General features: G+C 57.0%; 23 protein-coding genes. 16 read left to right on the top strand and 7 right to left on the bottom strand.

Annotation, left to right across the window (positions count from 1 at the left end; genetic code table 11):
* Window positions 1–6: 6 nt before the first annotated feature.
* Window positions 7–1,335, bottom strand: a complete 1,329-nt coding sequence (locus ACUZ9Q_RS07700; protein ID WP_192111861.1) for a M23 family metallopeptidase — start codon at window positions 1,333–1,335, stop codon at window positions 7–9.
* Window positions 1,336–1,565: 230 nt separating this feature from the next.
* Here ACUZ9Q_RS07700 and ACUZ9Q_RS07695 point away from each other — a divergent pair, with 230 nt between their 5' ends.
* The 13 genes from ACUZ9Q_RS07695 (at window position 1,566) to ACUZ9Q_RS07635 (ending at window position 13,045) form a co-directional block, all read left to right on the top strand.
* Window positions 1,566–2,177 (top strand): protein-L-isoaspartate(D-aspartate) O-methyltransferase, encoded by a 612-nt coding sequence (locus tag ACUZ9Q_RS07695; RefSeq protein ID WP_027180804.1) that lies wholly within the window; start codon window positions 1,566–1,568, stop codon window positions 2,175–2,177.
* A 41-nt stretch (window positions 2,178–2,218) separates the two neighbouring features.
* Window positions 2,219–3,133 (top strand): Mrp/NBP35 family ATP-binding protein, encoded by a 915-nt coding sequence (locus tag ACUZ9Q_RS07690; protein WP_297893125.1) that lies wholly within the window; start codon window positions 2,219–2,221, stop codon window positions 3,131–3,133.
* 146 nt (window positions 3,134–3,279) lie between these two features.
* Window positions 3,280–3,828, top strand: a complete 549-nt coding sequence (gene pgsA, locus ACUZ9Q_RS07685; RefSeq protein ID WP_192111859.1) for a CDP-diacylglycerol--glycerol-3-phosphate 3-phosphatidyltransferase — start codon at window positions 3,280–3,282, stop codon at window positions 3,826–3,828.
* A gap of 12 nt (window positions 3,829–3,840) precedes the next feature.
* Complete coding sequence (locus tag ACUZ9Q_RS07680; protein WP_022658717.1) at window positions 3,841–4,095, top strand: hypothetical protein; 255 nt, start codon at window positions 3,841–3,843, stop codon at window positions 4,093–4,095.
* Window positions 4,095–4,403, top strand: coding sequence for an FtsB family cell division protein (locus tag ACUZ9Q_RS07675; protein WP_225529809.1), 309 nt, complete (start codon window positions 4,095–4,097; stop codon window positions 4,401–4,403). The genes ACUZ9Q_RS07680 and ACUZ9Q_RS07675 overlap by 1 nt, the downstream gene beginning before the upstream one ends.
* Window positions 4,400–5,524 (top strand): tetratricopeptide repeat protein, encoded by a 1,125-nt coding sequence (locus tag ACUZ9Q_RS07670; RefSeq protein ID WP_192111858.1) that lies wholly within the window; start codon window positions 4,400–4,402, stop codon window positions 5,522–5,524. Before ACUZ9Q_RS07675 ends, ACUZ9Q_RS07670 begins: the two co-directional genes overlap by 4 nt.
* A 14-nt stretch (window positions 5,525–5,538) precedes the next feature.
* The gene (locus tag ACUZ9Q_RS07665) at window positions 5,539–6,915 is read left to right on the top strand and encodes a hypothetical protein (protein ID WP_449247646.1); all 1,377 of its coding nucleotides are present in this window, start codon (window positions 5,539–5,541) and stop codon (window positions 6,913–6,915) included.
* A 217-nt stretch (window positions 6,916–7,132) separates the two neighbouring features.
* Window positions 7,133–8,140: a class 1 fructose-bisphosphatase gene (gene fbp / locus ACUZ9Q_RS07660; protein WP_192111856.1), complete on the top strand. Its 1,008-nt coding sequence runs from the start codon at window positions 7,133–7,135 to the stop codon at window positions 8,138–8,140.
* 74 nt (window positions 8,141–8,214) lie between these two features.
* A complete protein-coding gene (tsaD, locus tag ACUZ9Q_RS07655; protein WP_192111855.1) occupies window positions 8,215–9,276 on the top strand; it encodes a tRNA (adenosine(37)-N6)-threonylcarbamoyltransferase complex transferase subunit TsaD in 1,062 nt (353 codons plus the stop codon).
* Between the two features lie 161 nt (window positions 9,277–9,437).
* Window positions 9,438–9,761: a thioredoxin gene (gene trxA / locus ACUZ9Q_RS07650; RefSeq protein ID WP_192111854.1), complete on the top strand. Its 324-nt coding sequence runs from the start codon at window positions 9,438–9,440 to the stop codon at window positions 9,759–9,761.
* Window positions 9,758–10,684: a thioredoxin-disulfide reductase gene (trxB, locus tag ACUZ9Q_RS07645; RefSeq protein ID WP_449247645.1), complete on the top strand. Its 927-nt coding sequence runs from the start codon at window positions 9,758–9,760 to the stop codon at window positions 10,682–10,684. Before trxA ends, trxB begins: the two co-directional genes overlap by 4 nt.
* Window positions 10,677–11,408 (top strand): outer membrane protein assembly factor BamD, encoded by a 732-nt coding sequence (locus ACUZ9Q_RS07640; RefSeq protein WP_192111853.1) that lies wholly within the window; start codon window positions 10,677–10,679, stop codon window positions 11,406–11,408. The genes trxB and ACUZ9Q_RS07640 overlap by 8 nt, the downstream gene beginning before the upstream one ends.
* Before the next feature lie 179 nt (window positions 11,409–11,587).
* Window positions 11,588–13,045, top strand: a complete 1,458-nt coding sequence (locus tag ACUZ9Q_RS07635) for a cation diffusion facilitator family transporter (RefSeq protein ID WP_449247644.1) — start codon at window positions 11,588–11,590, stop codon at window positions 13,043–13,045.
* A 205-nt stretch (window positions 13,046–13,250) separates the two neighbouring features.
* Here the strand turns inward: ACUZ9Q_RS07635 and yihA are convergent, their stop codons facing one another.
* Window positions 13,251–13,919: a ribosome biogenesis GTP-binding protein YihA/YsxC gene (gene yihA / locus ACUZ9Q_RS07630; protein ID WP_192111851.1), complete on the bottom strand. Its 669-nt coding sequence runs from the start codon at window positions 13,917–13,919 to the stop codon at window positions 13,251–13,253.
* 186 nt (window positions 13,920–14,105) lie between these two features.
* Here yihA and efp point away from each other — a divergent pair, with 186 nt between their 5' ends.
* The 3 genes from efp to lolA all read left to right on the top strand — a co-directional run bounded on the left by efp (window position 14,106) and on the right by lolA (window position 17,907).
* A complete protein-coding gene (gene efp / locus ACUZ9Q_RS07625; RefSeq protein ID WP_022658729.1) occupies window positions 14,106–14,663 on the top strand; it encodes an elongation factor P in 558 nt (185 codons plus the stop codon).
* Between the two features lie 90 nt (window positions 14,664–14,753).
* The gene (locus ACUZ9Q_RS07620) at window positions 14,754–17,195 is read left to right on the top strand and encodes a DNA translocase FtsK (protein WP_252209447.1); all 2,442 of its coding nucleotides are present in this window, start codon (window positions 14,754–14,756) and stop codon (window positions 17,193–17,195) included.
* A gap of 40 nt (window positions 17,196–17,235) precedes the next feature.
* Window positions 17,236–17,907, top strand: coding sequence for an outer membrane lipoprotein chaperone LolA (lolA, locus tag ACUZ9Q_RS07615; protein ID WP_192111850.1), 672 nt, complete (start codon window positions 17,236–17,238; stop codon window positions 17,905–17,907).
* Window positions 17,908–17,978: 71 nt separating this feature from the next.
* Here lolA and ACUZ9Q_RS07610 read toward each other — a convergent pair whose 3' ends face one another.
* The 5 genes from ACUZ9Q_RS07610 to ACUZ9Q_RS07590 form a co-directional block, all read right to left on the bottom strand.
* Complete coding sequence (locus ACUZ9Q_RS07610) at window positions 17,979–18,431, bottom strand: acyl-CoA thioesterase (protein WP_225529808.1); 453 nt, start codon at window positions 18,429–18,431, stop codon at window positions 17,979–17,981.
* Window positions 18,432–18,638: 207 nt separating this feature from the next.
* Window positions 18,639–19,172 carry a HyaD/HybD family hydrogenase maturation endopeptidase gene (hybD, locus tag ACUZ9Q_RS07605; protein WP_022658733.1) on the bottom strand — a complete coding sequence of 178 codons (534 nt, stop codon included), beginning with the start codon at window positions 19,170–19,172 and terminating at the stop codon, window positions 18,639–18,641.
* 125 nt (window positions 19,173–19,297) lie between these two features.
* Window positions 19,298–20,002, bottom strand: a complete 705-nt coding sequence (gene cybH, locus ACUZ9Q_RS07600) for a Ni/Fe-hydrogenase, b-type cytochrome subunit (protein WP_192111849.1) — start codon at window positions 20,000–20,002, stop codon at window positions 19,298–19,300.
* A 51-nt stretch (window positions 20,003–20,053) separates the two neighbouring features.
* Window positions 20,054–21,868: a nickel-dependent hydrogenase large subunit gene (locus ACUZ9Q_RS07595; RefSeq protein WP_192111848.1), complete on the bottom strand. Its 1,815-nt coding sequence runs from the start codon at window positions 21,866–21,868 to the stop codon at window positions 20,054–20,056.
* A gap of 11 nt (window positions 21,869–21,879) precedes the next feature.
* The gene (locus ACUZ9Q_RS07590; RefSeq protein ID WP_297144392.1) at window positions 21,880–22,980 is read right to left on the bottom strand and encodes a hydrogenase small subunit; all 1,101 of its coding nucleotides are present in this window, start codon (window positions 22,978–22,980) and stop codon (window positions 21,880–21,882) included.
* Between the last annotated feature and the right edge of the window lie 19 nt (window positions 22,981–22,999).

Genomic DNA, 22,999 nt, shown 5'->3' with positions numbered 1-22,999 from the left:
GCACAACTACTGTTGCGTCATGGAGGCATCAATTCGCCCAGTGACGTTGTCCTTGATCCACTTGGGGTCAAGCCACTCAAGGGGGGTCACTTCCACGCCGCCCACCAGAATGCCAAAGTGCAGGTGATCGCCAAAGGCAAGGCCTGTGCTGCCGGTATGGCCAATAAGCTGGCCTCTCTGAACCACATCGCCCACTTTTACAACCTGATCGTTGAGGTGGGAGTAAATGGACATGAGGCCAAGGCCATGGTCAATGACAATGAGGTTGCCGTAGATGCCAAGGTTGCCGCAGAAGACCACTCGGCCGCTGTTGGCGGCGGGCACCTCGGCATTGCGCACCGAGGCAAGGTCAAATCCCAGATGATAGGATTCGCCCACGGGCTTGCCCTGATAGTTGAAGAAACGGTGGTCGCCAAATCCGGCGCGCGGGGCAGAGCGTGGCAAACGCTCAAAAACGCCGCTCCACAGCATGGCCGCGGCAGTGTCCCGTCCAATTTCGCGCAAAGCCTGCACATTGGCGGCGCGCACCTGATTGTTGATATACAGGTAGCACTCCAGCGGGTTTGCTGCATCGGGGGCCAGATCGCGCAGCTTGCTTTCAACCGCCATCAGGAAGTTGTCCGTCACTTCAATGCTGTCGCTTTTGAACGTTCTTTCAAAAGACATGACCGTGAGATGGCTCTTGGTGACGTTGCCCGCAAGGTCTGTGGCCGTGATCTCAACGCTGTTCTTGTAGTCTCTGGCGGTCATTGTGTACGGGAAAGGGAAAAAGCAGAGGTAGCTGCCGTCTTTTTGCATGTAGCCGGGCACAAAGTAGCCCGCCACCAGAACGCCGCTGCTGCTCACATCTTCATCAATGGTGTAACGCACTACAGCGGTGCCGCCCCTGCGAACGTTGGGGGGCAGGGTTTTGACAGAAATGCGCGGGGGCTGCGTATCGAGGCGCATGGGCAGTTGAACCGTGCGGGTGTTGCCTTGGCCGAATCCGGCAAGCGAGCCGTCCGTAGCGCGGATTTCAAGCTCAAAAGCACCTTCGCGCAGGTTGGCGTCCTTCATGGGGACTTCCACCTCGCGTTCAGGAATGTACTGGTCAAAGTGCTTGCTGTAGATCACGTTGAGGACGTTGTTCTTGCGCACGCCCACAGAAATGGAACGGATGCCCGAAGGATCCTTCATGCGTACTTTGAGCACGCTGGCAGGCGAGACCCTGCCTGTATTTGGCGTGACGTCAACAGTAGGGCCGTCAAGATCTTTAAAAAAAGTGTAGCCGCCCAAAACCAGAATGGCGACCACTATAATACCTAGTACCGATGAAAACAAACTTCTTTTACGCATTGCCGACTCCTCATTCTCGCTTCCCGAAGGGTTGCATAAAGAATGGCAAGTTTCAAGGGAAAGTCTGGAACTTGTCTTGATATCTCTGCAAGCCCCCCCGTTGGCGCATTGACTTGGCAGGAAAAATCTGTTTTCACTTCCGCAGTATGCAGTACAGCAAATATTCTGCGGCTGGGGGCACGCCCCGCGAGCCTTCTCCGTCCGTGGACCCAAAACGTCTGCGGCGCAGGATGGTGCGCGAGCAGCTTGAAGCGCGCGGAATCAGCGATCCGGCGGTGCTGGGGGCCATGTTTGCTGTGCCGCGCCATCTTTTTGTGCAGGAGGCGCTGCGCGCCCAGGCCTATGAAGACACGCCCTTGCCCATCGGCTACGGGCAGACCATTTCCCAGCCCTATATTGTTGCCCTGATGACCCAGCTGCTTGAAGTGCAGCGTGGGATGCGCGTGCTTGAGGTCGGCACCGGCTCCGGCTATCAGGCAGCAGTGCTTGCCACCATGGGCTGCACGGTCTTTACCGTTGAGCGCATGCGCGAGCTGTATCAGATTACTTCAGGCCTCTTGCGGCAACTGGGACTTAGGGGTATCCACATGCAGCGGCGTGACGGCACGCTTGGCATGCCCGAAGCCGCGCCATTTGACCGCATCATCGTTACTGCCGGCGGGCCGGAAGTGCCGCGCCCCCTTGTTGATCAGCTTGACGAGGGCGGCATCATGCTTATCCCTGTAGGGTCAAAGCCCCGCACGCAGCGCCTTGTGCGCGTGTGCAAAGAACAGGGGCGCGTCAGCTCCGAAGACCTGGGGCCGGTAGTTTTTGTAGATCTGGTGGGCGATCACGGCTGGTAGATACGCCGCCGTAACCGTCCGCCACAATTGAAGGAGATGTCATGGGATCCTGTTCATCCTGTTCTTCTGCGTCCTCTTGCTCCAGTGCAAAGAGCAATGGCGGCAACGGAGAGTGCAATGACCCTATGGCCAAGCAGGACCGCGTAATCGCTGACCGCTTGGGCCATATACGCCACAAAATATTTGTCATGAGCGGCAAGGGCGGCGTGGGCAAAAGCTCCGTGACCGTCAACACCGCAGCGGCTCTGGCGCGGCGCGGGTTCAAAGTCGGCATTCTTGATGTGGACATGCATGGCCCGAGTGTACCCAATCTGCTCGGCCTTACCAGCACGGTTGAGATTGACGAAGCCACCCAGCTCATGATTCCTGCGGCCTATGACGAGAACCTCTCCGTCATTTCAATGGATACGTTCCTGCAAGACAAGGATCAGGCCATTCTGTGGCGCGGTCCCAAAAAAACTTCGGCTATCCGGCAGTTTATTGCGGACGTGAAGTGGGGCGACCTGGACTTTCTGCTCATTGACTCCCCTCCAGGAACGGGAGATGAGCACATGACCGTCATGCAGTCCATTCCCGATGCCCTGTGCGTGGTTGTGACCACTCCGCAGGAAATTTCGCTGGCAGATGTGCGCAAGGCCATCAACTTTTTGCAGTACACCAACTCCAACGTGCTTGGCGTGGTGGAAAACATGAGCGGCCTTGTGTGCCCGCACTGCCATCAGGAAATTGACCTGTTCAAGAAGGGCGGCGGCGAAGATCTGGCCAAGCGCTACGGGCTCAAGTTCCTCGGCGCGGTCCCGCTGGATCCCACAACCGTGGTTGCGGCTGACAAAGGCATTCCTGTGGTGTACCTTGATGCGGAAAGCGCAGCCAAGGAAGCCTTTCTTAGCCTGGCAGATTCTATTGCCACTGCCGCTGACGGCAGCCTGGAAGCCCTTGCCGGCTCGCGCAGCTAGTTGCGCCCCTGCGGGCTTGACCCGATAGAATGCAGGCTTCCCTGGCGGCTGGTGCACGGTCGCCGGGGGAGCTTTTTTCTCCTTTTCTCCCGTGTTCTTTTGTGGTAACGCTTTAAAAAATTCGCACGGAGCGCCTGAGAGGAAGAATGCTTAATCTTGCTAATAAAATTACACTGTTACGCATTTTAATGACCCCTCTGGTTGTTTTGCTGCTCTATTTTGAAGGCCCGATGACCTGCATTTTGGCTACTCTGGCCTTTATTTTTGCCTCCCTTACCGACTGGGCTGACGGTTATATTGCCCGCCGCTCCAATATGGTTACCAGCATGGGCAAGTTTTTGGACCCGCTGGCCGACAAAGTACTGATCTGCTCGGTGCTGATCATGTTTGTGAAGCTGGACTGGGCGCCCGCCTGGGTGGTTATCATTATTGTATGCCGCGAGCTTGTGGTCACAGGCCTGCGCGCCATTGCCATTGACGAGGGCATCGTGCTTGCCGCCGACAAGTTCGGCAAGGCCAAGACCGTGCTCCAGATTTTTGCCATTGTGCCCCTTGCCCTGCATTATCCTTTATGGGGTATGGATCTGCGGTTGCTTGGCCTTGTGCTGCTCTATATAGCGCTGGTGCTGGCCGTTGTTTCAGGGGCCAACTATTGCTATGATTTTTACCGCAATACGCGTAAACAGGCAGGCTAACGGGAACAACGCATGAGTACGTTGCAGATCCGCCTGAAAAACTGCATCCAGACCATTCTGGAGCTGGAGCCCGACATGCGCGCCGGGGTCTGGGGCCGTCACTTTGATCAGGAACTGAACACCCTCAAGGATTATCTGCATCAGGTAGACCAGATGAACCTTGCGGAAGAAGACGTTACGCGGCTTGAAAAAGCCACGGCCACCTTTTTGGCCGAACTGCGTCTTTCAGCGGGTAACGGTTCTCAACCTCAACGGCTGCTGCAATAATGTTTTGGCGTACCTTCATTCTGGTTGTGCTGGGCCTGGTCAATGTGGTGTTTTTTGCCCGCATGGTCTGGGGGCCCACTGGCCTTATTGAATACCGTGAACTCAAGCACCAGTACGCCGAACTTGAAAAGCAGATTGCAGGCCTTGATGCGGAAAACCTCTCTCTGAGCCGTGAAATTCGCCTTTTGCAGTCCGACAGCCAGTATATGGAAAAAGTCATTCGTCAGCGCCTCCACTATATTCGCGATAATGAGGTGCTCTATCTTTTTGGCGATATGGCGAAAACGGGGCGGGAGCAGAAACCATGACGGAAAAAATTGAATGGTATAAAGAAGTCCTGGAGCTTGAGCCCAATTCCAAGGTCTTTTTTCCTCTGGCACGTCTGCTTTCCGAAGCTGGTCGTACGGATGAAGCCGTTGAAATTCTGGAGCAGGGGCTTGCCCGGCACGAGGAATTTCTTGAAGCCAGGCTTTTTCTCATAGAGCTGCTGCACACCGCCAATCGGCTCGAAGCCTGCGAAAAGCAGGTGGGCAGGCTGACAAAAATGTTTTCTACCTATGCAGGCTTTTGGCAGGCATGGGCCGCCTGCATCAATGCTGCTGGCGATGCGCCTGATACTGCTGCCGTGCTGCGTTTTCTGGCCCTCAATTTTTCAAAGGGTCCGGTATCATTGCACGAAGTCATCAACCAGGGGCTGGCCTCCCTGTCTGGAGCTGGAGCCGCTGCTGGCGCTGAGGCCAGTTCGCAGGCGCGTTCCGAGGCCGCTAGCCCTGCTGCTGGCCCGTCCGTACATGAGGCGACATTTGCAGCAGCTTCAACGCCTGCACGCCCGGCGGTAACTGGGGACGCAGCGCCCGTGGCAGAAGCGGCTGAGCAACTCGTTGCCGCTCCCGTCCTGGCAACCTCCACGCATGACGCGGATGCCCAGCTTGATGCTGATGTTCACATTGATGACGTTGACGCTCACGAACCCATTGATTTTGATCCTGATCTTGCCATGGCGGACGATGAGGCGCTGCCAGCAGAATTGGAAGACGGCACTCCTTCCATGCTGGCTCGCGGAGCAGATGCGTATGCCGCATATGCTGCCCCGGTCACGCAGTCCGAAGCAGTTGTTGTAGACGATGCAGATGAAGGGGAGGAGCGTTTTTCGCTGCGTACCCGCTCTATGGCCGAAGTGCTGGCAGAACAGGGTGACATCAAGGGCGCACTTGATATTTACCATGAGCTTGCTGCCGCAGCGGTACATCCGGAAGAAAGCGCTGATTTGCGTCAGCGCATTACTACGTTGACTGCGCGACTGGGCAACGCCCAGACGGTAGATCCTGTCCAACCCGCTGCAACGGCAGAACATGCCAGCGGCAAGGACAAGCTGATAAGCATGCTTGAAGCTTTGGCTGAACGTGTCGAAGCCAGGGCGCACAGTTAATGAGGGAGAACACTGTGTTGAAATCATATGTGCGTTATTTCTTTTTGCTGGCATTTGCTGCATCTCTTGTAACGGGTTGCAGTTCATACCAGCCCACCAAGAACGTCTGGAAATCCACAAAGTCGTTGTGGAACACCTATGTGAGCCCCCCGGCCACCGTGGATTTTGAAGAAAAGGGCAATCTTTCGCCCCAGGCGCTTTCCCTCACGCACAGCATGATGGGTATTGACGTAGAGCTGACCCGTCTTGAGCGGACCATGCTCAATGCCGATAAACCGCCGACGCGCGAGTGGCTTTCTTCCTTCCTTACCTCCTTTCCCTGGGTCAGTGGTTTTGCCGGGGTGAAGTACGACGGCACCATTTTGGGTCAGGAACCTGCCAATCCCATGAAGCCGCTGGATTTCATTCCGCTGCTTTATGAAGACAAAAAGCAGAGCACGCGCGCCCTGCGCGCCGATGTGCAGAATTCGTCCTTTGGGCCTGAAGTTCTGCTTGCTTCTCCGCTCTATGACGGAACGGAATTCCTCGGTGTTGTTGTTGCCAACTTCGACATGCGTTCGCTCATGCAATACTCCCAGACGCCGCAGGACGTGGTCATTCTTTCGCCCCAGGCTTTGCTCTGGCCCGGAAAGTATGATTTCGCCTCGACCCCGCTTGCTGGCGTGAACTGGGACGAAGTGACCGCCAAGAGCACTTCCGGCACCTGCACCAACGTGAACGGCACCTTCTATTATAACGTGCGCTTCCTGGGTAATGTGCCTCTGATCTTTGCCGTGGCCGAGTCGGGCAATTTCCCGCAGGGCAATGGCAGTGTGGAGCAGGGGCTCGCGTTCTTCCCCAAGGATCGCCCCAAACTTACCCCGCCGCCTCACGAAGTGCGCAAGAATAAAAACCGCTTTGAGGAAGGCCTGAACGTGGACGTTACGCCTGAACAGGCCACCGCCACTGCTGATCAGCCTTCTGCCAAGCCTGCTGGCGGGGCGGACATTCAGCCCGGCAGCAAGGACAGCATGCTGCTCAAGCGTAAAAATGCCGAACGCCGCAAGGTGCAGGAACGTCAGCTTGCAGGTGAAAATACCTCTGTTGACCGCGCACCCCGCGAGTCTGCACCCAAGAGCAAGGAAAAGCCGCCTGTCGGCCTTGGCATAGCGCCTGATGAAGATGCCGCAACCTTGCCTGGCGGTCGTCCCAGCCCCTTTGGCCCCAAGGACGGCGATGACGCTGCAAAGCCTGCCGACACCGGTAGCGTAGGCAGCGGCAAGACCGACGCCCCGGCTGCGGCGCCAGCTGCTGCCCCGGCAACAGCCAAGCCAGATTCCGCAGCCCCGGCTGGCGAAGAGCCAGCGGCACTGCCGGGTGGGCGGCCAAGCCCCTTCGGGCCACGGAACTGACGCATTCTGGATTAAACTTGCGCCGCCCCGAGGCGGCGCAAGTATTTTGGAAGATGTGCAACCTGAAAAGTCCGCATGCTGGCAAGCAGTATTGCCATGCAATTTTGTTGCGGCGGAAGATTCGTAAAGTTTTTTTGCTAACTTGGCGTTTTTTCCTTTTCAGGTGTAAAGGCTCAATTGTTCCTCTCAATTTTCTGGATGTTGTAAGGAGCCCCCAATGGCTGACATCACGGTTACGGAACACCTGCTGCTGCATCAAAAGCGTAGCCCCCAGGCAACGGGCCAGTTTACTGGTCTTCTGTACGACCTGATCCTTTCGGGAAAAAGCATTTCCCGTCGTATCGCCAAGGCTGGCCTGCTTGATATTCTCGGCGGCACGGGCGAAGTGAATGTGCAGGGTGAAGATGTGCAGAAGATGGATTCCATCGCCAACCGCATCCTGCTGTATCGCATGGAGCGTTGCGGCGCTCTCTGCGCAATGGGGTCGGAAGAAGAAGCTGAACTTGTACGCGTGAGCAAGGATTTTCCGCGCGGAGACTATATACTTATATTTGATCCTCTTGACGGCTCGACAAATATTGATGTGAACATCAATGTCGGCACCATATTTTCCATTCTGCGCAGGCCCGAAGGCCATACCGGCGAGGTTACGCTGGATGAAGTGCTGCAACCCGGCATCAAGCAGGTAGCAGCTGGGTATATTCTGTATGGCCCTTCCACAATGCTGGTTCTCAGCACAGGGCAGGGCGTGCACGGTTTTACTCTTGATCCTGGTGTGGGCGAATTTTTGCTGTCTCACCCTGATATGCGCATTCCCGAGCAGGGCCATATTTATTCGGTCAACGAAGGCAACTGGAAAAAATGGGATGCGCCAGCCCGTGATGCCGTCAACTGGTTCCACGGTTGCGAAACTTCGGACGGCAAGCCCTATTCTTCGCGTTATGTTGGCGCGCTGGTGGCCGACTTTCACCGCACGCTCATCAACGGCGGTATCTACATGTACCCGCCCGATGCCAACAAGCCCAATGGCAAGTTGCGTCTGATGTGCGAGGCCAACCCTCTGGCTTTTCTTGCAGAACAGGCTGGCGGCAAGGCGAGCGACGGGCATGGCCGCATACTTGAGAGGGTGCCGGACAAGCTCCATGCGCGCACACCCCTGTACATCGGCTCGAAGCTGGATGTTGAGGCTGTGGAAAAAATCTACGCCCGTCACGCGGGCAGATAGCTTTTGCGCCAGCCCCCGCGTGTTTGCGGCGGCTGCCTTGTTGTACCGGCCTCTGACCGTAAATGGCGAACCGCATGTTGTGTTTGGGAATTGAAAGTTCTTGCGACGAAACCGCATTGGCGCTGGTTGAAGACGGGCGGCTTGTGGATGCCGTGCTTGCAAGCCAAGCCGATGTGCATGCCCTGTTTGGCGGTGTGGTGCCGGAACTGGCATCGCGCGAGCATTACCGCTTTGTGGGCGCGCTGTTTGACGAACTGATGCGGCGCAGCGGCAAGACCAATTCTGATATTGATCTTGTGGCAGCGGCGCGTGGCCCAGGGTTGCTTGGCAGTCTGCTGGTGGGCGTTGCCTTTGCCAAAGGCTTGGCCCTTGGTCTTGGCAAACCCTTTCTTGGGGTTAACCATCTGCATGCGCACCTTCTGGCAGTAGGGCTGGAGCAGGAATTGCACTTTCCGGCCCTTGGTCTGCTGGTGTCGGGCGGGCATACGCACATCTACAGGCTTGAATCGCCCTGGGATTGCCGCCTCCTTGGGCGCACCCTTGATGACGCTGCTGGTGAAGCGTTTGACAAGGTTGGCAAATTTCTGGGTCTGGCTTATCCTGGCGGCAAGCTTATGGATGCTCTGGCCAGGGCAGGGCACGCCACTCCAGCCATGTTTCCCCGGCCTTATCTTGATAATGACAATCTGGATTTCAGCTTCAGCGGCCTCAAAACAGCCGCCACCGGGCTTGCCGCGCATCAGTTGGCGGGGCAGGAATGGCCTCGTCCGCTTACAGACATTGCCCATGCGCCGCAAGCGCTCAAGGATTATTGCGCTTCATTCAACCTGGCTGTTGTGGATACCTTGTGCGCCAAGATGGCTCGGGCGCTTGACCGCAACCCCGGTGTTACAACACTGCTGATGGCGGGTGGGGTTGCCTGCAATTCACTGCTGCGTGAGCGAATTGAACAGCTCATGCAAGGCAGGGGAGGCCAGGCTTATATTCCCGGCCCCCTGTTGTGTACCGATAATGCTGCAATGATTGCCCATGCTGGCTGGCTCTTGGGCGCAAGGGGTTTCAGCCATGATCTGCGTATGGAGACCATACCCCGCGGCAAAATCATACCCGATGACATGTTGTGCAGCTTGTGCTGAAAGTGTCAAGAGACCCTGCAAAACAAGAGATTGTCTTGACAGAGAGCACATTGGTATCTACTCTTAGTCAATACAGAAGCATACACTTTAAATGCGCTTCTGTTCGCGTCACAGGCCAATAGTGGCCGTGGAGCGATACAAAGCAACGTAAGGAGATAGTTATGGCTGAACAGGTCACTGACGCCACCTTTGAAAGCGTTGTGCTCAAGTCCGATCTTCCGGTTCTGCTCGATTTTTGGGCTCCCTGGTGCGGTCCTTGCCGCGCTGTTGGCCCCATCATTGACGAACTGGCCACTGAGTATGACGGCAAGGTGCGTGTCGTAAAAATGAACGTGGACGAAAATCCGGCCACGCCCACCAAGTTTGGCATCCGCGCTATCCCGACTCTTGTCCTTTTCAAAAAGGGTGAAACGGTAGAGCAGATCACAGGTGCTGTGACCAAGGCTGCCCTGAAAGACCTTATCGATACAAAGGCTCTGGCATGAAAGAATATGATGCCGTAGTCATAGGCAGCGGCCCCGCTGGCATTACGGCAGCAATGTATCTGGCCCGCTCCGGTTGCTCGGTGCTTATGCCCGAGCAACTGGCAGCGGGGGGTCAGATTCTGCAAACTGAGGCCATGGAAAACTATCCCGGTTTTCCCAAGGGCATCAAGGGTTACGAGCTAGCGGATCTTTTTGAAGCGCACCTGGCCGGCCTTGATGTTGACCGGAAAGCTGCCTCTGTTGAATCCGTAACCGGTTCGGCTGGGCGTTTTGCTGTGCGCGCTGGCGGCGTGGATTACATCGGCAAGACGGTCATTGTCTGTTCCGGAGCGCACCACAAGCCGCTTGGGCTTGAGGGCGAAGATCGGCTGCGCGGCCATGGCGTTTCCTATTGCGCCATCTGCGACGGCAATTTCTTTCGCAATCAGACCGTGGCGGTTGTAGGCGGTGGTAATTCGGCGTTGGAAGAGTCGCTTTATCTTGCAAAGATTGTGGGAAAGCTCTATCTTATCCATCGCCGCGATGAATTCCGCGGGCACAAGATTTATCAGGATAAGCTTGACGCCTATGGCGACAAGATCGAGATCCTGCGCAGCAGCGTTGTGAGCCGTTTGCACGGTGAAAACGAGCTGACAGGTCTGACGGTTAAGGAACTGAAGACCGGAGAGGAACGCCATTTGCCCGTAGACGGGCTTTTCGTCTACGTGGGATATGAACCCTCCACCGGCTTTTTGCCCGCAGAGGTCGTACGTGACGCACAAGGTTTCATTATCACCGATACGGAAATGCGTACCAGCATTCCGGGCGTTTTTGCCGCCGGTGATATTCGCTCCAAACTTTGTCGTCAGGTAATCACTGCCGCCGGTGACGGCGCAACTGCCGCGCAGGCGGCGTTTGTATTTTTGGAACAGCTCCATGCATAAAAAACTGCTTCGCTCCATTTTGCTTGTCATAAGCATGTTTGCGGTTTCCGGTTGCGGCATCATTGATATGATCTATCTGCCGCCGGCGGAAGACACCGCCCAGGAGGTTTTTGAAGCCGCCAACGACGCCATGAGTGAGAAAAACTACGTGCGCGCCGTGGAGCTGTACAACAAACTTCGCGATACGTATCCCTTCAGCCCGTACACGGTTGATGCGGAACTGTCGCTTGCAGATGCCTACTTCCTTGACGAGGAATATGAGCTTGCTGCCGAAACCTACAAGGATTTCGAGTCGCTGCATCCTCGCCACGAAGCTATCCCCTATGTTCTGTACCAGACAGGCATGTCGCTCATGAAGCAGTTCCGCTCCATCGACAGGGCCACCACAGAACTCAAGGAAGCTTACGACTACTTTGACCGCTTGCGCCAGACCTTCCCCGACTCGCCGTATTCCAAGAGCGCGGAAGAACACATGCGCACGTGCCGTCAGCTCATGGCAGAACACGAACTGTATATTGCCGACGTGTTCTGGCACATGAAAAAGTACGGCCCGGCCTGGCATCGTTATGAATACATTATGAAAAACTTCAAGGATGTGCCTGAAGTTGCCGATCATGCCAAGGAAAAGAGCCTCGCTGCCTATCACAATTACCGTGAGGCTCAGTCGCAGGAAGTTCGCGAAAAGCGTGAAGGCAGCTGGAAGCGGTGGTTTACCTGGCTGTAACAATCCGTAACGGTTATTCCTGAAGGTTGTCAGATTAATACAAACCGGCTGTTTTGCAAAAAACAGCCGGTTTGTGTCACATAACTCCCTGCACTTTTCTGACTACGCTTGCAATCAGCGCCTTTCGCGCGCCAACCTCTGCAAATTCCGTATATTAATCCTTCTGTAGGAAACGTACTATGAACGTTATGGATAACGGCGCCAGCGAAAAAAGTCGCGCAGCCATGTTGTCGCTGCTCGCGGCATTGGGGCTTACCAGCATCAAGCTTGCGGTCGGCTTGTATACCAACAGCCTTGGCATATTGTCTGAAGCCTTGCACAGTGGGCTTGATCTGCTGGCGGCAGCGCTCACCCTTGCTGCGGTGAGAATTTCAGCCAAGCCTGCTGATTCTCGGCATCCTTACGGGCATGGCAAGGCCGAGAACCTCTCGGCCCTTGCACAGACGGTGCTTTTGTTTGCCACCTGCGCGTGGGTTGTCTATGAGGGCGTTCAGCGTCTTGCTTCAGGCTCAAGCCCTGTTGTGCCTTCGCTCTGGGGTGTTGGCGTCATGGCTATTTCCATGGCTGTTGACATCAACCGGGTACGCGTTTTGCGGCGGGTTGCCAAAAATTTCAACAGTCAGGCTCTTGAGGCTGATGCCCTGCATTTTTCCACAGATATTCTTTCTTCTGCCGTGGTGCTTGTGGGCGTGCTGGCTGTATGGCTTGCGCAGGCCCTGCAACTGCCTGCGCCCATAAGCCGCGTGCTTGCGCAGGCAGATACGGTGGCGGCCCTGCTAGTGGCTGCGATTATTTTTCGGGCGAGCATGCATATGGCCTCGGATGCCGTGAATATGCTGATGGATTCTGCTTCATCACAGGCGAGCGAAGCCATTGTGGTAGCCGTGCGAAAGATCGCGGGCATTTCCGAGGTCAGACGGGTGCGTGTGCGCACCAGTGGGCCCCAGAGTTTTGTGGATTTGACTGTGGGCGTAGCGCCGGGCTTGAAGGTCAGCGATGGGCACCGCCTCGCGCATGAGGCTGAGGAAGCCGTTGCAGGCGTTCTGCCCGGTGCGGACGTGACCGTGCACGTTGAACCCCGCAAATCGTGCCGCATTGATGAAAACAACCCCTTTGCCCTGGTGCAGGTTGCCGCATCTGAGCATGGCCTTGCGGTTCATGACGTGCATATCTTGAGCGCTGACAGCACCTGCCATATTGAGCTGCACGTTGAACTGCCGGGACAGATGCCCTTTGACCGGGCGTACGCGCGGGTCAAGGCTTTTGAGGACACGCTGCGGGAGGCCTTGCCGGGTGTTGAAATTGTCAGCCACATGGAACCCAAGGCCCCAAGCGCTGCGCTGGAGCCGGGCGCTTCGGTTTCTGTGCCTTTTTCAGAGATGGCCTGGCGTGAAATCAAGGCCGCGGTGGAAAATGAGCCTCTGGCGGCCATGCCGCACAAGTTTTCTACCTATGTGCTGCCGGAGCAGGGGGTCTGCATTTCATTCCACTGTAATGTGAGTGTGGGGCTGTCTGTGGAAGAGGCGCACAACGTCTGCACGCGCCTTGAAAAGCGCATTCGTGCCGCTGTGCCTCAACTGGGGCGTCTGAGCATCCACATGGAACCGGCGGTTGTGTCAAATACCCCAGCGGCATAACAGCCTTAGCGTACTTGGCGGCATGCGGATTTAAAACTCGCTGCGCACAGTCCGTTTGAGTGCAGCTGGGTCCGGTATTAGCCCTGATTACGGCGCTGTTGTGATCAGCGCCGTAATCCTTTTGCTTTTGGGGAGATTCCGCTCTGTACGCGGGCTTTGAAAAAAGCGGAGCCGACAGATATTCCTGCTGTGACCAATTCTGGCTTTAAGCCTGCTCCTGCGGCTCCTGCTCAGGAGTAGTGCCGCTCTGTGACTCAGCTTCCGCGTCAGCGGCATTGAGCGTGTCGGGAGTAACGCGCTGGGGAACCGCTGTTTCAACGAGCGCGCGCCAGAGGTTATCAATGCCGTAACGGTTGCTGGAAGACGTGACGATGGGGCGGGTGCCGAGCAGCTCCTGCCATTCATTCTGGCGGTTAGCGCGCTCACGCTGGCTGCACTTGTCTGCCTTGGTCAGCACGGGCACAATATTCAGGCCGTTGGTACGGGCAAAGGAAGCCAGATTTTTGTCGAGCTTCTGGGGTTCAAGGCGGCTGTCGAGCAGCAGGGCCAAGGCCTTGAGGCTTGCGCATTCCACAAGATACCGTTCAAGCAGGCGCGCCCATTTTTCGCGTTCTGTATGGCTTGCGCGGGCATAGCCGTAGCCCGGCAGGTCAACGAGATAAAAGTCATGGGGTGTCACGCGGTAATAATTCACCGAGCGGGTTTTGCCGGGGGTGGAGCTGACTTTTGCCAGTTTTTTGCGGCCAGCCAGCGCGTTGATAAGCGACGATTTACCCACATTGGAGCGCCCCGCAAGGGCTATCTGCGCCTCGGGCAGTGATATGAGCTGCTCAAGAGTATAGGCTGTAGTTTCAAGAGTAAGAACGGGATTCATAGTAAACCTCATGTAATACTTTAACTTTGTGTCTTGACAAGCAAGCATCTTTCAGCAAATATTTTCAATTCAGGGCTGACATTTTCAGCCAACTTCCGTATTAAGGTAGCCGCTCTTGCCGCAGTTGGCAAATGATCGGCCTTACGCCCGTTTGCGCCATTTTGCGGCGACATGTTAGGAGGACAAATGTATTCTACCACAGACTTTCGCAAGGGTCTGAAGATCGAAGTCGAAGGCACCCCTTACGAAATCGTTGATTTTCAGCATTTCAAGCCCGGCAAGGGTGGCGCTATGGTTCGTACCAAGCTGCGCAACATCCTTACTGGCCGCATGCAGGATATAACCTTCCGTTCCGGCGAAAAGGTCAACAAGCCCGATCTGGAAACCCGCGACATGCAGTTTCTGTATCGTCAGGACGACGACCTTATCTTCATGGATATGACCACCTACGAACAGCTCCAGATGCACATCACCACCACTGATGGCAAGGAAGGCTTTCTCAAGGACGGTCAGGAATGCCGCGTGCTGCTGTACAAGGGCAGCCCCCTTGATATCGACATCCCGCTGAGCCTCGTGCTTGCGGTTGTTGAAACCGAGCCCGGCGCCAAGGGTGACACTGTCAGCAACGTCACCAAGGCTGCCAAGCTTGAAACCGGTATTTCGGTTCAGGTGCCCATTTTTGTCAACGAAGGCGATCGCATCAAGGTTGACACGCGCACCAAGGAATACCTGGGCCGGGAATGATGACCGGTTCGGGAGGGTAGCCCTACGGACGCCCATAAATTCAGCCGCGAGCTTCTTGGCCTTTTTCTTATCTTCTGGGCGCTGTTGCTTTTGCTCAGCCTGCTCAGTTTTGACGCCAACGACCCCAGCCTTAACCATGTGGTCAGCGGTGTTGTCAAGGTAAAGAACAAGGCTGGTCTTTTCGGCGCGTACACTGCGGGTTTTCTTAACGATGTGTTTGGCGTGGCCGCCTATCTCTGCCCACTGGTTTTCGGTGCGCTGGGGGCGGCCTACGTTTCTCCTTCGTACAGTCTGCACTGGTCGCGCTGGCTTGGCTTCTTTTTGCTCACCGTCTGCCTGCTTGTCATAGGTTCCGCCTCGGATATCACCCTTGGCGACATGTGGGGCGGCGGCATGGTGGGCAATGCCCTGCACCTCAATGCCAGCCGATATCTGAGCCCGGGCGGTTCTGCCCTGGTGTGGATATTTGTGGCGCTTGTGGGCATGCAGCTCGCGGGCAATATCTCATGGTTCAATGTGGCGGCGCGTGTGCTGCACTGGGCGCAGGCGCGGCTTGCCGCCCGTGCGGGCAACGCAACCGGGCCTGTTGTTGCAGAAAGCCAACCGGAAAGCGAAGACGGCAAGCGGCGTTGGTCGCTGCTTGATCTGCGCCTGCCGTCCATGGAATTCTGGAAGCGCTGGCGCGACCGCCTTGGCAATATTCAGCCCACGGCTGACTCGCTGCCAGATGTTTTTGAAGAACAAAAGACCAAAGCGGCCCGACCGCAGGCAAATGAGCCAGCGGCACCCCGCCCGGCAGCACAAGTGGATGCTGATGATCCCTTTGCCGTGGCGGTAGACATCAACGGCATGCCCATTTCACCCGCTGTTTCTGCTGGCGCGGCCTATGCTGACGAGGGGGGGGGCACTGCCCCGGCCCATGATCCTGCGCATGATGCGGCCCATGATTTGGCTCAGGATGACACGGTGCATGCTGCTTCGCCTGCCGCTTCTGCCCCGAATGCTGGCGGCAAGGCTGCAAGTGCTGCCGCCACTGCTGCCGAAGCTCCCAAAAAGCAGGGCGGTCTGACCGGGCTGCTTTCTGGCATGACAGGCCGCAAGGCCGCTATTCCGCTGCCGGGGCTTGAACTGTTGGCCCCGCCTGTCAAAGTGCCGGGCAACAACAATAAAGAAGACCGCGAGGCACGTGGCAAGGCCCTTATTGCCTGCCTCAAGGATTTTGACATCCAGAGCGAGCTTGTGCATGTCACGCCTGGGCCTGTGGTCACCATGTATGAGGTGCGCCCGGCCCCCGGCATCCGTGTGAGCCGCATCGCCAACCTCAGCGATGACCTGGCGCTGGCCCTCAAGGCCGTTGCCGTGCGCATCCAGGCACCCATTCCCGGTACGGACACGGTGGGTATTGAAATACCCAACGACAACCGCGAAACCGTGAACTTCAGGGAACTTGCCGCTTCTGAGCCTTTCCGCAAGGGTTGTGGCCCTCTGACCATGATTCTTGGCAAGGACATTTCGGGCAAGCCCATCATGGCCGATCTCACGCGTATGCCGCATCTGCTTGTGGCTGGCGCTACGGGCGCGGGCAAGAGCGTCTGCCTTAACGGCATTCTTATCAGCCTGCTGTACCGCACCCAGCCCAAGGATATGCAGTTGCTGCTGGTTGACCCCAAGCGCATTGAAATGGCCGTGTATGCGGATGAACCGCATCTGGTGCATCCTGTGGTCACGGAAATGAACGAGGCCAAAAACGCCCTTGACTGGGCCGTGCACGAGATGGATCGCCGTTACGAAGCAATGGCGCGCCTTGGCGTGCGCAATGTGGCCGGATTCAATCAGAAGCTGGCCGCCTGCAAGAATGATCTGCCCCCGGATTTTGCCGACCTTGAACCTCTGCCTTATCTTGTCATTGTTATTGACGAACTGGCAGACCTCATGATGACCGCCGCCCGCGAGGTGGAAACCAGCATTGTACGCCTTGCGCAGTTGGCCCGCGCCGCCGGTATTCACATGATCCTTGCCACCCAGCGCCCCAGTGTGGACGTGGTGACAGGGCTTATCAAGGCGAACTTTCCGTGCCGCATATCCTTTCAGGTTACGTCCAAGCACGATTCGCGCACCATCCTTGACCAGGTGGGTGCGGAGCATCTGCTTGGTCGTGGCGACATGCTCTTCAAGCCCAGCGGGGGGCGCTTGCAGCGTCTGCACGGCCCCTTCCTCAGCGATGAAGAAGTGCAGGGCGTAGTGGCCTACTGGAAGCGGCAGCTCAGCCCCTCCTACAAGGTGGACTTTGCCCAGTGGGGGCTGGACTCTGTGAGCGGCGGCGGTAGCGGCGGTGGCGGCGATGCCGCGCAGGATCCCCTGTACGGCGAGGTGCAGGCCTTTGTGAGCGAGCAGGGGCGCGCATCCATATCGCTGGTGCAGCGCCGCTTCAAGATCGGTTTTAACCGCGCCGCGCGTCTGGTTGAACAGCTCGAGCACGACGGTATCATCGGCCCGGCAGACGGCAGCAAGCCGCGCGCTGTGGTCAAATAAATCAAACAGCACAACTGGCGGCTTATGCCGTGGAGGTGTTATGCGCATAAATGGCATGCTGGCCCTGGCAGCCGGGCTTGTTCTTCTTGTGGCTTCTGCCGCGCAGGCTGCGGATATAGCGGCGACCATCCAGGCGCGGTATGAAAAGCTGCGCACGTTTTCCGCCACGTTTGAGCAAACGCTGACCCACAAGGAAAGCGGCTCGGTGGAGAAACGGCAGGGCAACCTGCTGTTCCAGAAGCCCCTGCTCATCCGCTGGCAGACAGATAAACCCCATGAAGAAACCCTTGTGGTCACGCATAAGGAAATTTGGGATTATCTTGCGGATGAAGAAATTGCCTACCGCTACCCTCTGGAACTTGTGCGCGATTCGCGCACCATCATTCAGGTCATCACCGGGCAAGCCGCGCTGACCAAGGATTTTGACGTCAAGGAAGCCGGGCAGGAAAACGGCCTCGCCAAGCTGCACCTTTACCCCAAGGAACCAGCCCCGCAGATGGTTGAGGCGCTTTTGTGGGTCGAGCCTTCCACCGGCTATATCCGCAGGGCCAGCATCATTGACTTTTACGGCAATTCCAACGACGTGCGCTTTACGCAGTTCAAGCCCGACACCTCGCTGAAAGAATCTGACTTCACCTTTACCGCGCCTAAGGGCGTGGAGGTTGAAGACCGCATTGACCGCAAGGTGCAGGAAAAGGAACTCTTTAAATAAGCTGATTACGACTCAACAAAAAGGCCGTGGAGTTCGAAACTCCACGGCCTTTTGCTGTATTTATGGGAAGGCTACACGCACAAGCGCCGGAAAACGCCCGGCGCGTCTTCGTCTACTATGGGAAAAGAATCCTGCAGCTCGTCCGGCACACTGACAGGTTTGCCGCTGGTCATATCAATGAAGACCCACTGGGTTTCCGCCTCGGCAAGGAGAGCTTTTTCCTTTGCATTCCAGAAGGCATAGCGGCGCAGGCTGCGGCGCGAAGCGTAGGATGCAATCCATGTGGCGGCGGTAATCACGTCACCCAGAAAGGCCGGGCGCTTGTAAGTGATGGTGTGCTGGCGCACCACCCAGCCCTGGCCAAGGCTCTCGTAACGCTCCATAGGCCAGCCGCAAACGGCGGAATGCGCAACAGCCACATCCTGCATCCAGGCCACATAGCGCAGGTTGCTGACGCGGTGCTGCATGTCGATATCATCCTGCCCAACCGTGATCTGCTGCGTATATATGTTGATCCGGGCCATATGTCCTCCGCATTTGTGATGGCGCAGACCATACCCCTTGCAGGTAAAAAATAAAAGACACGCGGGCTTGCGTTAATTTTGCCCGCGTGTCTTCTGGTTGATAAGAACAGGTTGCTACAGATTTGTCAGGGCACGTTTTGCCTTGCAGTCAGGCAAGCCTTTTGTTGCATGCTCGCTGCCCCTCGACCTTGCTGTTTTTTGGGTGCCCTACACGCAACCCTGAACAAGACTGTCGAGCACCGCTGCGGAAAGGTGGCGCGGCTGCGCCCGCAACTGAGGGTCAATGCCCCATTGCCGCAGTACATCCAGCGCCATGCTTTGGGCTGCTTCAAAACTTTCGCTGACCGGAGTGGACAGAGGAGCTGCCAGCGTCATGGCCGCCGGTTGCACGCCAATGAGGGCGCAGTGCTCCGGGGCTGTGCCGCGCAGGGCGGCAAGGCCCATCACTTCCGAAAAGCTGTTCTGGTGCGGGCCGATTTTTTGCGCTGTCAGGTATGCCGGCACGTTGTCGCGCAGCACCAGCTCGCCCGGTTCCAGCCCAAAATCAACCGCATCCAGCACCAGCAGTTTGTCGGCCCTTTCCACAAAGGTCAGCAAGGTCTGCCCCTGGGTGCCGCCGTCCACGACTTCCACGTTTTCAGGAAAATCCCAATGGGCGTAAAGCCGTTGCGCCAAAAGTACGCCAAAGCCTTCATCGCCGTACAGAATATTGCCAAGACCAAGAATGACGATCTGTTCCATGAGATTTCCGTGCACCTTTGCGGCAGTAGTGCCGCCTTTGGCGGCGCAACCACGCTGGCGTGTTTTGTTATGTCTGTTTGGCGGCCCGGATGGGCCGCCTCACGCTACTCTCAGGCTACCTCAGGTTATGGCTTGCGGCGTTCGCGGAATCCGCTGAACATGGACGAAACCAGGGTGGTCTTGCCCATGATTTCTTCGCGTATGACCATGTACAGGTGCACGGTCACAAAGGTAATGAGCAGCAGCATGCCCAATCGGTGCAAGCTGCGGGTCATTTGCCCGTTGCCGCCAAACCAGTTGTTTATCCAGTCCTGCACAAAGGTGAAGAAGTGGATAAACGGCACGTGGCTGTCCTGCGCGTACATGCCAAGGCCCGTAAGCATGATGACAAGCATGAAGATCATGCCCGTGCCCATGCCCAGCTGCGCCAGCGGGTTATGCCCCACATGCGCGGCGCATTCCTTGTTCAGGAACAGGTACCAGCGCACGTCCTGCCACAGGTCGTTCCACCAGTCCTTGCTCCACACCGGCACTATGATAAGCTCGCGAGAATAGCGGTTGCCCCACACAAGGCCATATATGTAACGCAGCACTGTTGAAATGATCAGCACAAAGCCCGCAATAAAGTGGGCCATACGGGTGTAGCCCATGTAAAAGGTTTCGTACGGCTCACCAGTGACGGAAAGCCAGGGTTTGCCGATAATGTAGCCAGTGACAATAAGCACAATGACACAGGCAACCATAACCCAATGCCAGATGCGTATGGGCAGTTGATAAACGTATATGCTCTTGCCCATAGGCAGTTGCGGCAGCAGATGTTGTTCGCTCATGACGTTCTCCCGGCGGAAGGCTTGTATTCCGCGTCTCGGATTGCCCGAACGCTAGAAGCAGTTGTCTGTCCGCACCGATATGAGCTCTGATCCGTCCGGCCCGATGATGTGCGTGGAGCAGGCCAGGCAGGGGTCAAAGCTGTGCAGGGTGCGCAGGATTTCAAGGGGCTGGTTGGGAACCGCCATCTTGGTACCCATGAGCGAGGCCTCGTAGGCGCTGAGCTGTCCATCGGGGCTGCGGGGCGCACCGTTCCAGGTGGTGGGAACAACGCACTGGTAGTTCTCGATCTTCCTGTCCTTGATGGTGACCCAGTGCCCGAGAGCGCCGCGCGGAGCTTCCGTAAAGCCAACGCCGCGCAGGGTGCCGGTGGGCCAGCTTTCAGGCTTCCACAGCTTGGTGTTGGCTGTTGCGCGGTTGCCGTTTTTGAGGTTGGCCACAAGCTTGTCGTAGAAGTAGCGCATTTTGTCGGCAGACCATGCCAGTTCCAGCGAGCGGGCCGCAATGCGGCCAAGGGTGGATTGCAGCACAGAAACCGGCGCCTTGGCCTGACCAAGGAATTCATCAATGAGGCCCTTGATCTCGGTGTCCTTCCTGGCATAGCCCACCAGCAGGCGCGCCAGGGGGCCCACTTCCATCTGATGCCCACGCCAGAGCGGGGTTTTGATCCACGAATACCTGTCGCGCTCGTCCACCTGCTTGAGGTCAGTGGGCGTGCCCTTGATATTGGGGCCGGGGGCGTAGTTGGGTTCGGTCATGCCGTCAAAGGGGTGCAGACCGGTTTTGCCGCCGGGGTAGGGCTTGTACCAGGAGTGGGACACGCTTTCCTGAATTTCGTCAGGATTGCGCAGGTCAACGGGCAGCACTTCGTTGAAGTTGCCGTTGATGATGGCCCCAGGGGGCAGCAGCAGGCTTTTTTCAGAGTAGTCATTGGCGATGTCGGGGATAGCGCCGTAAGCAAGCACGGAAAGCTTGGAAAGCCCGCCGCCTATGTTCAGCCAGTCTTTATAGAAGGCCGCCAGCGCAAGGGTGTCGGGTATGACAACCTGTTGGGCAAAATCACGGCAACGCTCAATAAGTTGCAACACCAGTTCCAGACGTTCCTGATTGATAACGTCGGCAGCGCCGTGCGCGTCGAGGTTCAACGAGCAGGGCACGCCGCCCACCAGCCAGTTGGGGTGCGGATTTTTGCCGCCAAAGATGGTGTGGATCTGCACCATGTCTTTCTGGAAATCCAGGGCTTCCAGATAATGGGCCACCACCAGCAGGTTGGCTTCGGGCGGCAGCTTGTAGGCAGGGTGCCCCCAGTAGCCGTTGGTGAAAATGCCCAGTTGGCCCGATTCAATCACGCGGTTGAGGCGATCCTTGATGGATTTGAAGTAGCCCGGCGAGGAATTGGGCCAGGGGGTGAGCTTGTGCGAAAGCTCCGACGTTGCCTTGGGATCAGCCTTGGCGGCAGACACAACGTCCACCCAGTCAAGGCCCGCAAGATGGTACAGATGCACCAGATGGTCATGGTACATGAGGCACAGGTGCATGATATTGCGGATAATATTGGCGTTGTCTGGTATTTCTATGCCAAGCGCATCCTCCACCGCATGCACGGAGGAAAGGGCATGCGTACCCGTGCAAACGCCGCAGATGCGTTCAACAAAGGCCCAGGCGTCGCGCGGGTCGCGGCCTTTGAGGATGATTTCAATACCTCTGAAAATGGTGCCGCACGAAACCGCATTGGTGATGACGTTGCTGTCGTCAAGGTTCACCTCGCAACGCAGGTGCCCTTCAATACGGGTAACGGGGTCTACAACCACGCGGCGGCCCGAGTCCTTAACGGCATAACCCTGAGATGTAGTGTATTCGTATGCCATGGGGTATTTCCTCAGTTTTTGGAGTCGGTGTCGGAGGAGTTCTTGGTGTTCTTGCTACCTGCGTGGCGCACCATACTGGCAACGCCGTGCACGGCAACACCCGCGGCCACGCCCGCCACAGCGGCAACGCCCACGGTTTCAGCCGTTGCGTTGGTGCCGAGATGCGGAATGGTGGTGATGCGGTCATAAAACGAGCCCTGATCCCAAAAGTTCTGTTCCGAGCAGCCTATGCAGCCATGCCCGGACTGAATGGGAAAGGAGACACCGTTGTTCCAGCGTGTGGAAGGGCAGGCGTTGTAGGTGGTGGGGCCTTTGCAGCCCATCTTGTACAGGCACAGGCCAGCGCGCGCGCCCGCATCGTCCCACGATTCCACATATTCACCCGCGTCAAAATGGGCCCTGCGGTAGCAGTGGTCGTGCACGCGCTTGCCGTAAAACATTTCCGGCCTGCCCTGCGAATCGAGGGTGGGAAGGCGGTCGTAAGTGATAATGTAGGTCAGGATTGAACTCATGACCTCAGGGATGGCCGGGCAGCCGGGAACCTTGATCTGCGGTTTGTTGGGAAAGAGCTTGTGCAGCGGGGTAGCGCCCGTGGGGTTGGGGTGAGCCGCCTGCACGCAGCCCCATGAGGCGCAGGTTCCCCAGGCCACAAGGGCCTTGGCATGCTCCACGCCTTCCTTGAGCTTTTCGTAGAAGGGCTTGCCAGCATCAATGCAGTACATGCCCTGGCCGTTGAGCGGCACGTTGCCTTCAACAGCAAGAATATACTGCCCCTTGTACTTCTTGATGGCCTCTTCATAGGCGGCATTGGCCTGATCGCCAGCGGCGGCCATGATGGTGTCCTGATAGTCCATTGTGATCATCGAGAGCACAATGTCTGTCGCCAGCGGGTGGGCTGTGCGCAAAAACGATTCAGTGCAGCAAGAACAGGAAAGACCGTTAATCCAGAGCACGGGGACACGCGGTTTGGTTGACAATGCCTGTGCGATTGCCAGATCCGCTCCGGGGCCAAGGCCCATGGCAACGGCTGTGAGCGCACAGAATTTCATGAAATCTCGACGGCTGACACCACGATTACGCAAGGCTTGTTCAGTAGTTTCGAGATGAGCCATAAGTACCTCGAGAAGAACA

Source organism: Desulfovibrio desulfopostgatei, from assembly GCF_053570645.1.
The sequence above is the reverse complement of the archived record's forward strand: the minus strand, read 5'-3'. Positions and strand labels throughout refer to the sequence as shown.

Bases quoted from the DNA above. Each gene is read 5' to 3' on its own strand.
- ACUZ9Q_RS07700 (WP_192111861.1), bottom strand. From the start codon at position 1,335: ATGCGTAAAAGAAGTTTGTTTTCATCGGTACTAGGTATTATAGTGGTC.
- ACUZ9Q_RS07695 (WP_027180804.1), top strand. From the start codon at position 1,566: ATGGTGCGCGAGCAGCTTGAAGCGCGCGGAATCAGCGATCCGGCGGTG.
- ACUZ9Q_RS07690 (WP_297893125.1), top strand. From the start codon at position 2,219: ATGGGATCCTGTTCATCCTGTTCTTCTGCGTCCTCTTGCTCCAGTGCA.
- pgsA (WP_192111859.1), top strand. From the start codon at position 3,280: ATGCTTAATCTTGCTAATAAAATTACACTGTTACGCATTTTAATGACC.
- ACUZ9Q_RS07680 (WP_022658717.1), top strand. From the start codon at position 3,841: ATGAGTACGTTGCAGATCCGCCTGAAAAACTGCATCCAGACCATTCTG.
- ACUZ9Q_RS07675 (WP_225529809.1), top strand. From the start codon at position 4,095: ATGTTTTGGCGTACCTTCATTCTGGTTGTGCTGGGCCTGGTCAATGTG.
- ACUZ9Q_RS07670 (WP_192111858.1), top strand. From the start codon at position 4,400: ATGACGGAAAAAATTGAATGGTATAAAGAAGTCCTGGAGCTTGAGCCC.
- fbp (WP_192111856.1), top strand. From the start codon at position 7,133: ATGGCTGACATCACGGTTACGGAACACCTGCTGCTGCATCAAAAGCGT.
- tsaD (WP_192111855.1), top strand. From the start codon at position 8,215: ATGTTGTGTTTGGGAATTGAAAGTTCTTGCGACGAAACCGCATTGGCG.
- trxA (WP_192111854.1), top strand. From the start codon at position 9,438: ATGGCTGAACAGGTCACTGACGCCACCTTTGAAAGCGTTGTGCTCAAG.
- trxB (WP_449247645.1), top strand. From the start codon at position 9,758: ATGAAAGAATATGATGCCGTAGTCATAGGCAGCGGCCCCGCTGGCATT.
- ACUZ9Q_RS07640 (WP_192111853.1), top strand. From the start codon at position 10,677: ATGCATAAAAAACTGCTTCGCTCCATTTTGCTTGTCATAAGCATGTTT.
- ACUZ9Q_RS07635 (WP_449247644.1), top strand. From the start codon at position 11,588: ATGAACGTTATGGATAACGGCGCCAGCGAAAAAAGTCGCGCAGCCATG.
- yihA (WP_192111851.1), bottom strand. From the start codon at position 13,919: ATGAATCCCGTTCTTACTCTTGAAACTACAGCCTATACTCTTGAGCAG.
- efp (WP_022658729.1), top strand. From the start codon at position 14,106: ATGTATTCTACCACAGACTTTCGCAAGGGTCTGAAGATCGAAGTCGAA.
- lolA (WP_192111850.1), top strand. From the start codon at position 17,236: ATGCGCATAAATGGCATGCTGGCCCTGGCAGCCGGGCTTGTTCTTCTT.
- ACUZ9Q_RS07610 (WP_225529808.1), bottom strand. From the start codon at position 18,431: ATGGCCCGGATCAACATATATACGCAGCAGATCACGGTTGGGCAGGAT.
- hybD (WP_022658733.1), bottom strand. From the start codon at position 19,172: ATGGAACAGATCGTCATTCTTGGTCTTGGCAATATTCTGTACGGCGAT.
- cybH (WP_192111849.1), bottom strand. From the start codon at position 20,002: ATGAGCGAACAACATCTGCTGCCGCAACTGCCTATGGGCAAGAGCATA.
- ACUZ9Q_RS07595 (WP_192111848.1), bottom strand. From the start codon at position 21,868: ATGGCATACGAATACACTACATCTCAGGGTTATGCCGTTAAGGACTCG.
- ACUZ9Q_RS07590 (WP_297144392.1), bottom strand. From the start codon at position 22,980: ATGGCTCATCTCGAAACTACTGAACAAGCCTTGCGTAATCGTGGTGTC.